The organism is Acrocarpospora sp. B8E8 (assembly GCF_039871605.1).
Classification (GTDB): Bacteria; Actinomycetota; Actinomycetes; order Streptosporangiales; family Streptosporangiaceae; genus Acrocarpospora; species Acrocarpospora macrocephala.
This window is the reverse complement of record NZ_JBDPLV010000004.1, coordinates 138902-153431: the sequence shown is the minus strand read 5'-3', so window position 1 is coordinate 153431 and position 14530 is coordinate 138902. Positions and strand designations below refer to the sequence as shown.

The window sequence follows — 14530 nt, the reverse complement described above, 5'->3', positions numbered from 1 at the left end:
GACAAACCACGAAACTCACGCGGGTTCGGCTGGCGCTGTGAACGATCAGCCGAGTCCTCGATCCGGAAGAGGGCACTGACTCAATGGCACAGAATAGTAGCAGCCGTTATGCCCAGCGAAATGATCGTTTTCTAGATGATTCGTCCGGAGTTACGCGAGGGGGTGTAGACCGGAAACCAGGTAGAGCGGAACCGATCCAGATTCCGCAGCGTTCGTGTGAGCGTTTGCTGGCGTATCCAATTTCGGCTTCGATCGCGCGTCGCCGTGTGGGGCGGACGCTCACCGCGTGGGGGCGAGCGGATCTCGTCGAGTGTGCTCAGCTCGTCATCGGCGAGCTCGTCGCGAACGCGGTCCAGGCCACCGCTGATGTCACAGCGGCGGGTGCCGATTTAGGCGCGCCGGGCGGACAGGGGGAATGCCAGCTAGGGATCGTAGGGGTCGGCCTCTACCGGATCGGCGGGCGCGTCGTCCTGGAGGTGTGGGATTGCAGCCGTCTACCGCCGAAGCTGGTCAACCCTTCGGCGGAGGACGTCGGCGGGCGTGGGCTGCTGCTTGTCGACGCGCTGGCGGCGGTATGGGGATACCGGTTGCCGGTGACCGGCGGAAAGGTCGTCTACGCCATCCTTGATGAGGTGGCCTGATGACCGCGTGGGCTTTGAGGCACGTTCAGAAGATCGTCGATGAGTTAGCAGCGCGGATCATCAGTGGTGAACTCGCGCCAGGCGTTCGGGTGCCCAGCGCGGCTGAGCTGGTGGCCACCTACAACCTCGCGTCCACGCAGGCCCTGTGGATCTGGCGTCAGCTCAAAAGGCGGAGGCTGATCCGCTTGGATCCGTCTGTGGGTCTGGTCGTCGGAAACCCCGGTGAGGAATGGACGTCGTTCTATTCCGCGCGTATGGAGGAGCGGATCGTCGCGGTCTCCGACCATCTCGCGGCCCGCATCCGCGACGGTGAGATCGCCGTCCACGAGCGGGTGGGCACCCAGCGGGAGCTGAGAGCCCGCTATCAGGTCAGCGACGAGGTCGCCGAAGTGGCCAAATGCCGCCTGGAGTATCTGGGCTGGGCCTACAGCGTCCCCTACCGGGGCACCTTCGCCGCGCCCTGCGAGGACTGGCCCATCCACCGTCCCGTACCCATCCCCGCGAACGCGAGCCGTCGCCAGGGCAACCACCTGGCAGAGCATCGCCGGCCGGACGTGTCGCGCGTCCTGGCATGAGTGTGAGACGCCGTCCCGGCCGTGAGGGAAGGATAGGCGTGCGAAATCGGGGGCCCGGACCAGCACCCGGTCGCCTATGTGATCAAGATGGTGGCCTTGGCGACTGATGGTCGTGAGGCGCATGAGGTCCCGTACCGATGTTGAGATCAAGAAATGGGCTCGGCAGTCAGGAGGGTGAGGGCGGTGGCAGGGCGCGTGAGCAGAGCGACGCTGTCGGTGGTCGGACGGGGAGCGGGAAGCGGGCTTGACCATGATCGAGCGTCGCTGATGCGGAGGTTCGTGGCCCAGGGGCTGGAGGGGCGGGCTCTGCGGCTGGGGACGCGGACCTCGCCCATGGCGATGGGTCAGGCGCGTGATGTGGCGGACCGGATTTTCGGGATCTGCCCGGACCTGGAGGTCCAGGTGGTCGGGATCGAGACCAGTGGAGATCGCTGGCAGGGAGATCTGGCGGAGCTGGGCGGCAAGGGCGCGTTCATGAAGGAGATCGACCGGGCGCTGGTGATGGGCGTGGTCGATGCGGCGGTGCACTGCCTCAAAGACGTGCCTGGCGATATCCCGCCTCCGCCCGGTACCTGCGTCGCGGCCTACCTGGAGCGTGAAGACGTGCATGACGTGGTGGTCTGGCGGAACGGCTCGCCCTTCCGAAGCTTGGACGAGCTACCGCCTGGCACCTCGATCGGGACCTCATCGGTCCGCCGAAAGGCGCAGTTGCTGCGGCATCGCCCTGATCTGCACGTGGACCGGATCCGGGGGAACGTCAACTCGCGGCTGGCGCGCCTGGACGCGGAGCACCGGTTCGAGGCGCTGGTTCTGGCCGCTGCCGGGCTGCGGCGGATCGGCATGGACGACCGGATCGGTGAGGCGCTGCCGCTGGATGTGATGTGTCCCGCGGTGGGTGCGGGGGTGATCGGGCTGCAATGCCGCGAGAGTGACGCGGGAGTGGTGGAACTGCTGCGGCTGCTGGATCACGCGGAGACCCGGGTCCACGTCCGAGCGGAACGGGCGATGCTGCACGCCTTGCAGGGCCACTGCAATTCCCCGATCGCCGGGCACTGCCACACCACGCCGGACGGTCAGTTGTCACTGATCGGCATGGTGTTCACGCGAGAGGGCGGCCAGTTCGCGTACGCCCACGAGTGGGACACCCCCAACCGGGCGGAGGAGTTGGGCGCGTATGTGGCGTCGGTGCTGGGGCGTAAGGGGGCTCGGGACATCATCCGGGGCATCCCGCACTGACCGGGAGGTTCGGCATGAGCGACCAGCGAACCTCTCCTCAAGCAGGGACCTCGGCTGTTACCAGGAACAACAGGGCCGTGGCCAGGAACGGCCGAGCCGCGATGTCCTCGATCCATTGCTCGCCATCGGCGTCGAGATAGCCGGCATCGATGGCTCGGGCCACGTTACGGCGCAGCCCGAAGAGCTGATCAGCCATGGTGAAGTCACGAAACACCGGCGCCACGGTGATGACGGACCGCACGCTGAGGCCAGCATCCACACAAAGCCGCGGGAGACTGCGGCCGATGGTCGCGTTACGGATGATCTCCACTGTGATGAATCGGATCAGTGCTCGGCCCGTGGCGGGCTGCACGGAGTCGATCAGCAATCCTTCCCAATCGGGTTCGGCCATGACGATGCGTCCCCCGGGGCGGGCCACCCGGCGAAACTCGGCCAGCACCTGGGACGGGTTGCTTACATGCTGGAGCACACGATCGGTGCGAGCCCGATCGACACTGCCATCGTCCAACGGCAACGCGTGCACGTCGCCCGAGCGGATCTCGATCAAGGGCTGCTCAGCCAGGCGGACCCGAGCCTGCGCGACCATCAGCGGATCGCGGTCGACACCGATGACCATGCCGCTCGGCATGACGGCAGAGGCCATAGCCGCGAGGTCGGTCCCCGGCCCGCAGCCAATATCGAGCACCGTCTGCCCCGGCTGAAGCTCAAGCAGATCCATCACCTGCTGCTTATAGGCCCGCCCCGGCGCGCTCGCGGCTACCTGATCGAGATAGACGATCGGGTCAGGACGGGACAGGCTGCTGTTCTCGATCACGCTCACACCCAACCAGACGCATACGCAGCCCAGGAGCAGAAGGCGTCAAGACCCCGTGCAGACCACGCCGTCGCCTCGCGACCCAGACATCCGCTCACGCCCATTGGTTAGGGGCGGGAGCATTTGGGATTGACAGGTGACTCACAGCCGGGGTTCAAGCGGTTCCTAATCGCATGCTCTGGGATGGGACCCGCCGGAACCCCCCGGCCCCGAGTCCACGGGAGTCTGCTCCGTGATCGCGTACCTTCGGATCGTCGCCGTTGCCGCTGTCGTGCTGGCCTCTGCCGCTTGTGGCGGGGAGGACACCGTGCCCACCGGCGCACAACCTTCGGGTGATCAGCGTTCGGCGTTCACCGACTGCCTGCGCGAGCATGGGGTGACCCAGGCTCCTCGGCCGAGTGGGTCCCCGTCTCCAAGGCCGAGTGGCAGGCAGGGTGGTCAGGGGGGTTTCGGCGCCATGGGTCCGGAGGCTCAGGCGGCGATGGAAGCGTGCCGGTCCTTGATGCCGTCCGGTGGGCCGGGGCAGCGGGGGAATTTCGATGATTCCGCGCTCAACGCGTTCCGTACCTGCATGAAGGACAACGGAGTCGAGGACGTGCGCGGGTTCCAGGATCTCGACCAAGCGGATCCGAAGGTGGCGGAGGCGCTGGAGAAGTGCCGTGCGTTGATGCCCACTCGGCCGTCGCCTGGTGGCGGAGGCACGCCCTCGCAGAGCGCCTGAGAGTCGCGGCGGGCTCAAGGGTTGAGCATCGCGCGCCGGACCGCGTCAAGGAGGGTGGCGGCTCGCAGATCGGATGCGCCGTCCTGAATGTGGTTCATGACGTAGCCGAAGGCGAGGCCGGTGGCCGGGTCGGCGAAGCCGAGGGATCCGCCGTGGCCGGGGAAGCCGAAGGCGGTCGGGGTGTACCAGAACACGTCGGGTGTGGGCAGGCCGAAACCGGTGCCGATCCGGACGGGTATGCGCAGGATGCGGTCGATGCCGCTGACCTGTTCCGCGGTGGCCGCCGCCAAGGTGGCGGGTTCGAGAATACGATGCCCGTCGACTTCGCCGATGAGCGCGGCGTAGAAGCGGGCCAGCGCGCGGGCGGTGCAGATGCCGTTGGTGGCGGGCATCTCGGCGGCCTGCTCGTCGGGGTCGTTGTGGTTCAGCGGCGGTGTGACGACGGTCAACGACCGCATGGTCAGCGACGTGGGGTCGGCGTACGCGCTCATCACCTCGCGCATGGGTTCGGGGAAGGCGCCCAGGTCGATGTGGGCCAGCGCGTCCAGGTCCAGGGGTGCGGCGACGATCCGGCTGACCCGATGCTGCTCGGTTTTGGGCAGCCCGATCCAGAAGTCCAGGCCGAGTGGTGCGGCGATCTCTTCGGCGAGGAAGGAGCCGAGGCTGCGGCCGGTCGCCCGGCGGACGACCTCGCCGACCAGCCAGCCGTAGGTGAGCGCGTGGTAGCCGTGTTCGGTGCCCGGCTCCCAGGCGGGGCGCTGGGCGGCCAGCGCGGTCACCATCGGGTCCCAGGCGATCGCCTGCGCCGGGGTGATCGGGTGGTCGATCGTGGGCAGTCCGGCCTGGTGGGTGAGCAGCCAGCGGACGGGGATGCGGTCCTTTCCGTACGCCGCGAACTCCGGCCAGTAGTCGGCGACGGGTGCGTCGAGGTCCAGGTGGCCGCGCTGGGACAGCAGGTGCGCGCAGGCGGCGGTGATGCCTTTGGTGGTGGAGAACACGACTTGCAGGGTGTCGCGCTCCCAGCGGCGGCCGGTCTCGGGGTCGGCGATTCCGCCCCACAGGTCGACGACTTTCCGGCCGTGCAGGTAGACGCCGACGGCGGCGCCTATTTCCCGGTTGTGGGCCAGGTTGGCCGCGAACGCTTCGCGTAATCCTTCGAATCCTGGTGCGGTGTGTCCGCCGATTTCGGGCATGCGTCATCGCCTTTCCTGGTGTACGGGGGAGCGCCGGGAAGTCCTAGGGGCGCCATTTCTCTATGAGCCAGGCGCAGAGTTCCGGCTCGGTCATCTCGGGGAATTCTTCGGTGAAGGTGACGAGGGCACGCAACGCTTCGTCTCGGTCGAGGCCGCGCGCCGCCGCTGCCTGGAGGTATTCCTGACGTGCGGCGGAGGGGCGGCCGCCGCCCGCGCCGCGGCCCGGCAGGCCGTTGCGCCACCGCACGATCTCGTCCAGCCGGTCAGCTCGCCAGCCGGGAGCTCCGTCGATTTCGACGTCGGGTTCGGGGAACGGGTGAGTCGAGTCGCTCGGATACCGGGAGCGCCATTTGTGCACCGCGTGCCGGCTCACTCCCAGCGCCTCGCCGATGCCGAGAACGCCGAGGAAGTGCTCGGTCATGGTGCACCAACTTGTCTGTCCGGCCTCCTCTGGGGGTCTCACTACTACCACGCCGGAGACGCCGACGGGATCCGTTGAACATCGTCTCTGGTAGAGACAACGCTAGCGCTGGATGGGAAATATCGTCAACAACGGAGACGAAGTTATCTCGGATCCCGGCGTCGCGGGGAAACGAGGTGAGCGGCGTCGGGTACCTACGCTGATATTTCGGCATGTGGTTGGGGGTTTTCTCGGGGCGTACGGCGATATCTCGGCAAATTTGTGTGTGGTGGCGCGTTGCGGAGGCCATCCCCCGGGAAGGTCGGGGGCATGGCCGATGAGCTGCTGGCGGCTCTGCGGAGTCTGCGGAGTCAGCTTGACCACGACCTGTTTCCGCTGGCGATCGGAGACGTGGCGGCTGATCGGCGTGCCTTGAAGGAGCTGCGGGGGCAGCTGGACGACTACCTGCTGCCTCGGCTGGCGGCGATTGACGCGCCACTGCTTGCGGTGGTCGGCGGATCGACGGGGGCCGGGAAATCGACCCTGGTCAACTCGCTGGTGGGGACGGACGTGACCGTGCCGGGGGTGCTGCGGCCGACCACGCTGGCACCGACGCTGGTGGCCAATCCGGAGGACGCGTCGTGGTTCACGGCCACCCATGTGCTGCCTGGCCTGCCGCGAGTCACGGGGATGGGGTCCGGCGAACCGGGCACCTTGAAGATCGTCGAAACGGCGTCGTTGCCGGAAGGGCTTGCCCTGCTGGACGCGCCTGACATCGATTCCGTGGTCATCGCCAATCGTGAGCTGGCCGCGCAGTTGCTGGCCGCCGCCGATCTCTGGCTGTTCGTGACCACCGCATCCCGGTACGCCGATGAGGTGCCGTGGGGTTTCCTCCGGATCGCCAGGGAGCGCAGCACGGCGCTGGGGATCATCCTGCAGCGGGTTCCGGCGGAGGCGCTCGATCCGGTCAGCAAGGACCTGCGGCGGCTGCTCGGAGCCAATGGCCTGGGCGGGACGCCGCTTTTCGTGATCCCGGAGCTGATTCTTCCGGAGGAGAACGCCCGCCTGCCGGAAACCGTCGTACGCCCGGTGAAGGAGTGGCTGGCCGACCTGTCCGCCGACGCGAAGGCGCGCGGCGAGGTGGTCCGGCAGACGTTGGCGGGGGCGCTGGACAGCCTCTCCGTACGGGTTCCCGTGCTGGCCGACGCGGCGGATCGGCAGCGGCTCGGCATCGGGGAACTGCGGGGGATGGCCGAGCGCAGCTACGACGTCGGAATGAGCGGATTCGACGAGGGCATGCGGGACGGCTCGCTGCTGCGCGGCGAGGTGCTGGCCCGCTGGCAGGATTTCATCGGCACCGGCGACCTGATGCGGTCGCTGGAGACCAGGGTCGGCTGGCTGCGCGACCGGATCGCGGCCGTCATCACCGGCAGGCCTGCCCAGGACCGTCAGTTGAGAACGGCCCTGGAGAGCGGGGTCGAGTCCCTCATCAGGGCCACCGCCGACGGCGCGGCCGAACGTGCCGTCGAGTCGTGGCTGGCCACGCCGTCGGGGCGAGATCTGCTGGAACGCGCGGGGGTCGCCACGGCAGGACGGCTCGGGAGATCCTCGCAAGGACTGGCCGGGCAGGCGGCGACCGCGGTGCGCGACTGGCAAGGGTACGTGCTCGATCTCGTCAGATCCGAGGGCGCCGGCAAGCGCAGCTCGGCGAGGGCGGCGTCGTTCGGGGTGAACGGTCTCGGCCTGCTGCTGATGCTGGCCGTTTTCGCGTCCACAGGCGGCCTGACCGGGATCGAGATCGGGATCGCGGGCGGCACCAGCGTGCTCAGCCAGAAACTACTCGAAGCGGTCTTCGGGGATCAGGCGGTGCGCACACTCACCGATCGGGCGCGGGCCGATCTGCGGGCTCGGGTGCGATCGTTGCTGGACGGTGAGGAGGTGCGCTTCACCGCGCTGCTTGAGGGTCTGGGTGCGCCGGATTCGGGGGCCTTGCGGGTGGCGGCGCGGGCCGTACAGGAGCGGAAACGGGAGCTTCCGGCGTGAAGATCTTGCGCAGGGGTCGGGAGGTTCCGCTGGAGGATCGGCTGAAGGCGCTCGGTTCGGCGGCGGATCTGGCTGAGGGGCGGCTGGAAGGGTCGGTTGTGGTGGAGGCGCGGAAGGTGGTGTCGCGGGCCGGGGTGCGGGGCAGCCTGTCGGTCGATCACACCGTGGTGGCGCTGGCCGGGGCCACGGGGAGCGGGAAATCGTCGCTGTTCAACGCGTTTGCCGGGTCGTCGCTCTCGCCGGTGGGGGTGACCCGGCCGACGACGTCGAAGGCGCGGGCGGCGCTCTGGGATCCGGACGGTTCCGGGCCGCTGCTCGACTGGCTGGATGTGCCGCGCCGCCATGCGATGGGCAGCGGGGACAATCCGCTGTCCGGGTTGATCCTGCTCGACCTGCCCGACCACGATTCGATCGAGCTGTCCCACCGGCAGGAGGTCGATCGGCTGGTCGCCGTCGTCGATCTGCTGGTGTGGGTGCTTGATCCGCAGAAGTACGCGGACGCGGCCATCCACGATCGTTACCTGCGCCCGCTGGCCCGCCACAAAGACGTCACGGTCATCGTGCTCAACCAGATCGACCGGCTGCCCGAACAGGCGATCAAGCGCTGCCTGGACGACCTCGCGCGACTGCTCGCGCAGGACGGACTGGATGGGGTTCCGGTGCTGGGCACCTCGACGCGTACCGGACAGGGTTTGACCGAGTTGCGTGGCATGCTCACCCAGAAGGTGGCCCGCCGCCGCGCCTGGTCCGCCCGGCTGTCCGCCGACGTGGTCACCGCCGCCGACACCCTCGCCGCCGCCGCCAACCTCACCCCAAGATCCGGTACGGACTCCGTCGACCGCCTCACCAAGCCACTCGCGGACGCCCTCGCCCAAGCCGCCGGCGTGCCCCTGGTCGTGGAAGCCGTCGCCAAAGCACACCGCCACCGCGCGATCATGGCCACCGGCTGGCCCATCACCCGCTGGCTCCGCAAATTCCGCCCCGATCCGCTACGGCGTTTCCACCTCACCCCGTCTTCCGGGAGCTCACCCAGCGATGTCTGGGTGGCCGGACGGAGCTCGCTGCCCAGCCCGACCGCCGTGCAACGATCACAGCTGGACACGGCAATCAGGCAGATCGGCTCAGATGTCGCCACCGGAGTCCCCGAACCCTGGGCGGCAGTGGTCAGGCACGCGGCCCGCAGCAGAACCGACGACCTCGCCGACACCCTCGACCAAGCCGTCGCGACCACCTCGCTCGGCGTCTCCAAACGCCCCCACTGGTGGCGCGCGGTCGGCCTCCTCCAGTGGCTACTCTTCGCCATCATGATCACCGGTGCCCTCTGGCTCCTGGTCTACTTCGGCCTCAGCTACCTCCAACTCCCAGAAGCCTCCGCCCCCACCATCGGACGCCTCCCCTGGCCCACCGCCCTCCTCCTAGGCGGAGCCATCACCGGCTTGCTCGTCGCCCTCCTCTCCCGCCTGGCAGCCTGGCTAGGCGGAAGACACCGCGCCCACAAAGCCAACAAAGCCCTCCAAACAAGCGTCACCGAGGTAGGCGAACGCCTAGTCCTCACCCCAGCCCAAGAAGAACTAACAAGATTCCAAAACTTCACCAAGTCAATAAAAACAGCCTCCAGCTAACCCAACCGGAGTGCTTGGAGCGGTGGTTTTTCCCACCCACCCACCCACCCACCCTGTATTCGTTCCGGGGCTACCGCCCCGCCCCCCAGGAAATTACCCGCTCCGGGGGCTTCGCCCCGTCCACCCGCTACGGCGCTCAGCCCTTCAAGGTAGCGAGCCTCAGCTGTTCCTCCCGCTACGCGCCCAGCCTCCAGGCAGCGAACCCCTCAGCCGTTCCAGGGCCCGCTGCCCTTCAGCCAGCGACCTCAGCTCTCCCTAGGCCTTTCGGCATGCTCCGGCTGGGCCGTGAACTCCTTCAAAGCGTCGGTCACGGCGTTACCGGATTCGATTGACCGCGGCAGTCCCAGGGGCTCATCCGCTTCGGCCTTGGCTTGAGCGGCGGCGCGTTCCGCTTCGGCGACTGCTTCGCTGCCGGCCTGGCTGACCTGGCGTTCGCGGGTCGCGGCCGACTGCGGCAGGGCTTCGGTGAAGGCCTTCGAGACACCCTGCAGGGCCGAGGTGACCTCACTGGGAATGACCCAGAACGTGTTGCCAGGCCCCTGCGCGAGTTGGGGCAGCATCTGCAGGTACTGGTAGGCGAGAAGTTTCGGGTCGGGGTCGTTCCGATGAACCGCCTGGAAGACCTCGTCAATCGCCTGCGACTGACCTTCGGCCTTCAGGATTTGAGCCGTCCGCTCACCTTCAGCGCGCAGAATCGCGCTCTGCTTCTCACCTTCGGCGGTAAGAATCTGCGACTGCCGGAAACCCTCGGCGGTAAGGATCGCAGCGCGCTTGTCCCGTTCGGCGCGCATCTGCTTCTCCATGGCTTCCTTGATGGTCCGCGGCGGATCGATCGCCTTGATCTCGACCCGGTTCACCCGGATGCCCCACTTCCCGGTCGCCTCGTCCAGCACCCCCCGCAACTGGCTGTTGATGGTGTCCCGCGAGGTGAGCGTCATCTCCAGATCCATCCCGCCGACCACGTTCCGCAACGTGGTCACGGTCAACTGCTCGACACCCTGGATGAAGTTGGCGATCTCATAGGAGGCCGCCCGCGGATCCGTGACCTGGAAGTACAGCACGGTATCGATGTCCACCACCAGGTTGTCCTCGGTGATGACCGGCTGCGGTTTGAAGGACACCACCTGTTCCCGCAGATCGATCAGCGGCCGAACCCGATCCACATAAGGGATGACGAAATTCAGCCCCGGTTCCAGCGTCCGGTGATATCGGCCGAGCCGTTCCACGTTGCCCGCGCGTGCCTGCGGCACGATCCGTACGGACCGGAGCACCGTGGTCATGGCGAACAGCACCACGAAGATCAGAACAACGAGCAGGGCGACTTCCATGGTCACTCCCGGGGGTAGACGAGCGCGGTGGCTCCTTCGATCTCGAAGACGTCGACGGTGGCGCCGACGGGTATGACGAGGGTTTCGTCATAGGCCCGAGCGGACCATTCCTCCCCGCCGATGCGGACCCGGCCATCCCGGCCGGTGACCTCCCGGGTCACGTACGCGGACTTGCCGACCAGAGCGGACACCCCGAACCGCTGGGCCGGAGCCTGTTGTATGTGGCGCTGGGCGATGGGCTTGATGACCACCACGCCAGAGATCGAAGTGAGCACGAAGACGAGGAGTTGCAGGGCGGGCGGGAGCCCGACCGCTGCCACTCCGGCGGTGAGCAGGGCCGCGACCGAGATGAGCCCCAGCGCGGCGGTCAACGTGAAGATCTCCGCGACGCCGAGTGCCGCCGCGAGTATCAACCAGACGATCCACGAGTCCATTGCCCGCCCTCCATAGCGTTCAACGGATCCCTACTCTGCGGGGTTCCACTTTTCACGCTACATGTCAGAAACCGGGCGTAGGGGCGGGGCGATGAACGAATTCACAAGCGTTGGAGCATGCAGTGCGCTTCCAGCGAGCCACTCCTGCCACGAAAGTTGCCAGAAACCCCAGCCGTTGTCAGGTTCCAGCACCCGCTTGGTGCCCGTGATCAGCACGGGGTCGCCGCGCAGCGAGTTGGCGTAGAACCAGGCGGCCTGGGCGGGCGAGGCGTTCACGCATCCGTGGCTGACGTTTTGCCGTCCCTGGGCCCAGATGTTGTTGAACGCGTGCACATATTCTCCGCTGTTGGAGATCCGGACAGCGTGCGATATCAGCTTGTCGTAGTAGCCGGGTTCGCCCCGGCGACGGCCGGGTGACACCATGCGGACCGGGTTGCCCTTGTCCATGACCAGGTGCATCCCACTGGTGGTGGTGTATTCCCGGCTCGTGGCCCTCCCGGCGCTGATCGGCATGCGCTGGACGACCGCGCCGTCGCGTCTGACGATCATCTGGTGGGTGAGCGTGTCGACCGTGCTGGTCATCTTGCGGCCGATGGTGAAGCTGACGGTGCGGTCGGCGGTGCCGTACACACCGGGGGAGAGGCGCACGCCGCCCAGATGAGCGGTGAGGACGATCTGCTGGCGGGCCCGCCAGAACCGGCGCGGGCGGAAGACGACCTGGTTGGGGCCTAACCAGTGCCAGGCGCCTTCGGCCGGTCGGGAGGCCTTGACCTCCAGGGCGCGTTCGATGGCGGCCCGGTCGGTGACGGGGGTGTTGAAGGTCACCACGATCGGTATGCCCACGCCGACGGTCTCGCCGGGCAGCGGGGCGATGGCCACGTCTCCGGCGGGTCCGGACGGCGGCAGGGTACGGAACCTGCTCGCCTGGCGGACAGCGCCTCCGGCGCCAGTGGCGGAGGCGTTGACCACGTGGTCGATGCCGGGGGTGAGGGTCCAGGTCGAGCGCCAGGCCGTACGGTCGCCGTTGAAGATGCCCGGCACCGGTCTGCTGCCCGCGAACGCGGTCACGCCGGTCAGCGTGCCGTACCGCACCCGCACGACCAGCCCCAGGTCCGGGCGGGCTCGCAGGTCGTCAGGCCGGGGAGAGATCGTGATGATCGGCGCAGTGACCTGCGGCGTTCCCGCCGTCACCGACGTGCACCCGGAGCACAGGGTCACGAGAACGATCACGCGGCGCATGGTCCTGCCTTTGCTACTCGGGGGACTCCCTAGGGTAGCGGATCGGTAGCACTAAGTGATCGTGCCTGACACCGCGCCGAGTGACATCCCGGAGCTCGTGGTCGCGCTGATGATCACCGTGTCTCCGTCGTCGAGAAACCCCTGCCCAAGCTCGATGAACGAGCCGGGATCAGCCACGCCGGACACCGTGCCACTCGCGAACAGATCCCCGGTCCTCAAAGATGCCCCGTTCACGGTCATATGTGCGAGCATCTGGTCAGGCGTCCAGTACATATCCCGGTACGGCGGTTCGCTGACCGTCTTCCCGTTGAGTTCCACCCTGAGCCGCAGGTCAAGCCCCCAAGGCGCGGTACGCCTCAGATAGCCGAGCGGCTCCGGATCCTGCGCACGCCCCGGAACCCTGGCATGCTCAAGCGCCTCAAGCGGAGTGATCCACGGCGAGATAGACGTCGCAAACGACTTCCCCAGGAAGGGCCCAAGCGGGACGTACTCCCAGGACTGGATGTCCCGCGCGCTCCAGTCGTTGACCAGCGTCACCCCAAAAACGTGATCTTCAAACGCACCCGGCCGCTCGCCCAACTGAGTGCCGACCCCAACCACGAACCCCAGCTCCGCCTCGATGTCGAGCTTCGCCGTCGGCCCGAAATGCGGCCCGCCCACCTGCCCGTACGGCCTGCGGATCGGCGTCCCCGAAACGACCACCGTCCCCGCCCGCCCGTGATACCCAACCGGAAGATGCCGCCAGTTGGGCTTGAGCGGCTCCTCACCGGGCCGGAACAGGCGCCCGAGGTTGGTGGCGTGCTCCAGCGAGCAGTAGAAGTCGACATAATCCGCGACTTCGATGGGCAGCCGCAGTTCGACCTCAGCGAGCGGAATGAGGTGATCGGTCCCGGCACGGAGCAAGGCTTGGATCCGCCGCCGGGTCTCCTGCCAGGCCGGACGCCCGAGCGCCATGAAGGCATTCAGACTCCGCGAATGGAACACCTCGTCCCCAAGCGCGTCGGCCAGATCGAGCACATGGTCCCCATACCTGACCACGACCCGATCCGCGAGAACGCCATAAGGCAGGTTGTCGAGCCCGAACATCTAGCGGGCCCACGTCCACGCGTAGTCCGTATCCTCGCAGGCCAGCGCGCCCGGACCCAGATCGAGCGGCCGGAAGGTATCGATCATGACAGCCAGCTCACTGGTCGTCGTCGCACCCGACGCGATCACCGCCTCCACTGCACCCGGCTGTGGCCCATGCGTGAACCCCGCCGGATGCAACGAGATCGACCCGACATCGATACCCGAACCCGCGCGAGCGCTGTAATCCCCGCCCACATAGAACATGAACTCGTCGGAATCCACGTTGTGATGGTTGTACGGAATCGGCACCGCTTCCGGATGGAAGTCCAGCGGACGAGGGCAGAACGAGCAGATCACAAAGCCTGGCCCCTCGAACGTCTGATGCACCGGCGGCGGGGCGTGGGTGCGCTTCACGATCGGCTCGAAGTCGGCGATGTTGAACGCGTAGGGGTAGAGGCAGCCGTCCCAGCCGACCACATCGAACGGATGGTTGCGGTAGGTCAGCCTGGTCAGCCCGCCCCGGGTCCTGACCAGCACGGGAACGTCCTCACCGTCGCTGAGTAGCGGTTCGGAAGGAATGCGCAGGTCGCGCTCGCAGTAAGGCGCGTGCTCCAGGAACTGGCCGTACTGGGAGAGGTAACGCTTCGGCGGACGGATATGCCCCGCCGCCTCAATGGTGAGCGCGGTGACCGTCCCGTGCGGCACCCACCGATGGATCGTCCCCGTCGGAATCACGACATAGTCGCCTTCATCCACCTCCAGCGCGCCGTAGGTGGATTCGAAGGTGGCCCGACCGGACTGGACATACACGCATTCGTCGCCCATCGAGTCCCGGTAGAGCTCGCTCGGCCGATCCGCCGCCGCGTACGAGATGCGGACATCCCCGTTCCCCGCCAGCAACCTGCGCCCCGAAACGAGATCCTCCGAAGGCCCCAGATCCTGAGTCCGGAAATGTCGTGGCGAAAGCGGCAGGTTCGGCGTCAGCTCACCCCCTGACAAGGCGGTTACGGCTTCCGCCTTCACGATGGCCGTCGGCGCGTACCGGTGATAAAGCAGCGACGAATCCGACGAGAACCCTTCCTCGCCCATCAACTCCTCGGCGTACAACCCGCCGTCAGGCCGACGAAACCGCACATGCCGCTTCCGCGGCACCTCCCCGACCTGCTGGTAGTACGGCATGACCCCTCCCGCGTACGGATATCGGACACCTTTGTCC

14 protein-coding genes are annotated in these 14530 nt (G+C 67.3%); 6 read left to right on the top strand and 8 right to left on the bottom strand.

Going from position 1 to position 14530, the window contains the following annotated elements:
• The first annotated feature begins 266 nt into the window (after nt 1–266).
• From ABGB08_RS05945 to hemC, 3 genes are all read left to right on the top strand, one after another.
• Nucleotides 267–641 (top strand): ATP-binding protein, encoded by a 375-nt coding sequence (locus ABGB08_RS05945; protein ID WP_347587109.1) that lies wholly within the window; start codon nt 267–269, stop codon nt 639–641.
• Nucleotides 641–1216 (top strand): hypothetical protein, encoded by a 576-nt coding sequence (locus ABGB08_RS05940; protein WP_347587107.1) that lies wholly within the window; start codon nt 641–643, stop codon nt 1214–1216. Before ABGB08_RS05945 ends, ABGB08_RS05940 begins: the two co-directional genes overlap by 1 nt.
• A 267-nt stretch (nt 1217–1483) precedes the next feature.
• Nucleotides 1484–2452 (top strand): hydroxymethylbilane synthase, encoded by a 969-nt coding sequence (gene hemC, locus ABGB08_RS05935; protein ID WP_347587105.1) that lies wholly within the window; start codon nt 1484–1486, stop codon nt 2450–2452.
• A gap of 37 nt (nt 2453–2489) precedes the next feature.
• Here the strand turns inward: hemC and ABGB08_RS05930 are convergent, their stop codons facing one another.
• A complete protein-coding gene (locus tag ABGB08_RS05930; protein WP_347587103.1) occupies nt 2490–3266 on the bottom strand; it encodes a methyltransferase domain-containing protein in 777 nt (258 codons plus the stop codon).
• A gap of 232 nt (nt 3267–3498) precedes the next feature.
• Here ABGB08_RS05930 and ABGB08_RS05925 point away from each other — a divergent pair, with 232 nt between their 5' ends.
• Nucleotides 3499–3987 carry a hypothetical protein gene (locus ABGB08_RS05925; protein WP_347587101.1) on the top strand — a complete coding sequence of 163 codons (489 nt, stop codon included), beginning with the start codon at nt 3499–3501 and terminating at the stop codon, nt 3985–3987.
• Nucleotides 3988–4001: 14 nt separating this feature from the next.
• Here the strand turns inward: ABGB08_RS05925 and ABGB08_RS05920 are convergent, their stop codons facing one another.
• Together ABGB08_RS05920 and ABGB08_RS05915 are read right to left on the bottom strand one after the other, a co-directional pair.
• On the bottom strand, nt 4002–5180 hold the full coding sequence (locus ABGB08_RS05920) for a serine hydrolase domain-containing protein (RefSeq protein WP_347587099.1): 1179 nt from the start codon (nt 5178–5180) through the stop codon (nt 4002–4004).
• Between the two features lie 43 nt (nt 5181–5223).
• Nucleotides 5224–5601, bottom strand: a complete 378-nt coding sequence (locus tag ABGB08_RS05915) for a hypothetical protein (protein WP_347587097.1) — start codon at nt 5599–5601, stop codon at nt 5224–5226.
• Nucleotides 5602–5910: 309 nt separating this feature from the next.
• On the opposite strand from ABGB08_RS05915, the gene ABGB08_RS05910 reads away from it, so the two are divergent.
• Nucleotides 5911–7623: an ABC transporter gene (locus ABGB08_RS05910; protein ID WP_347587095.1), complete on the top strand. Its 1713-nt coding sequence runs from the start codon at nt 5911–5913 to the stop codon at nt 7621–7623.
• Nucleotides 7620–9245, top strand: a complete 1626-nt coding sequence (locus ABGB08_RS05905; protein WP_347587093.1) for a GTPase — start codon at nt 7620–7622, stop codon at nt 9243–9245. Before ABGB08_RS05910 ends, ABGB08_RS05905 begins: the two co-directional genes overlap by 4 nt.
• A gap of 245 nt (nt 9246–9490) precedes the next feature.
• On the opposite strand, the gene ABGB08_RS05900 is transcribed toward ABGB08_RS05905, so the two are convergent.
• The 5 genes from ABGB08_RS05900 to ABGB08_RS05880 are packed head-to-tail and all read right to left on the bottom strand — an operon-like array spanning nt 9491 to nt 14493.
• Nucleotides 9491–10573, bottom strand: a complete 1083-nt coding sequence (locus ABGB08_RS05900) for an SPFH domain-containing protein (protein ID WP_347587090.1) — start codon at nt 10571–10573, stop codon at nt 9491–9493.
• A 2-nt stretch (nt 10574–10575) separates the two neighbouring features.
• Nucleotides 10576–11007, bottom strand: coding sequence for an NfeD family protein (locus tag ABGB08_RS05895; RefSeq protein WP_347587088.1), 432 nt, complete (start codon nt 11005–11007; stop codon nt 10576–10578).
• Nucleotides 11008–11064: 57 nt separating this feature from the next.
• The gene (locus ABGB08_RS05890; protein WP_347587086.1) at nt 11065–12237 is read right to left on the bottom strand and encodes an Ig-like domain-containing protein; all 1173 of its coding nucleotides are present in this window, start codon (nt 12235–12237) and stop codon (nt 11065–11067) included.
• 60 nt (nt 12238–12297) lie between these two features.
• Nucleotides 12298–13332 carry a fumarylacetoacetate hydrolase family protein gene (locus tag ABGB08_RS05885; protein WP_347587084.1) on the bottom strand — a complete coding sequence of 345 codons (1035 nt, stop codon included), beginning with the start codon at nt 13330–13332 and terminating at the stop codon, nt 12298–12300.
• The gene (locus ABGB08_RS05880) at nt 13333–14493 is read right to left on the bottom strand and encodes a homogentisate 1,2-dioxygenase domain-containing protein (protein WP_347587082.1); all 1161 of its coding nucleotides are present in this window, start codon (nt 14491–14493) and stop codon (nt 13333–13335) included.
• Nucleotides 14494–14530 lie beyond the last annotated feature (37 nt).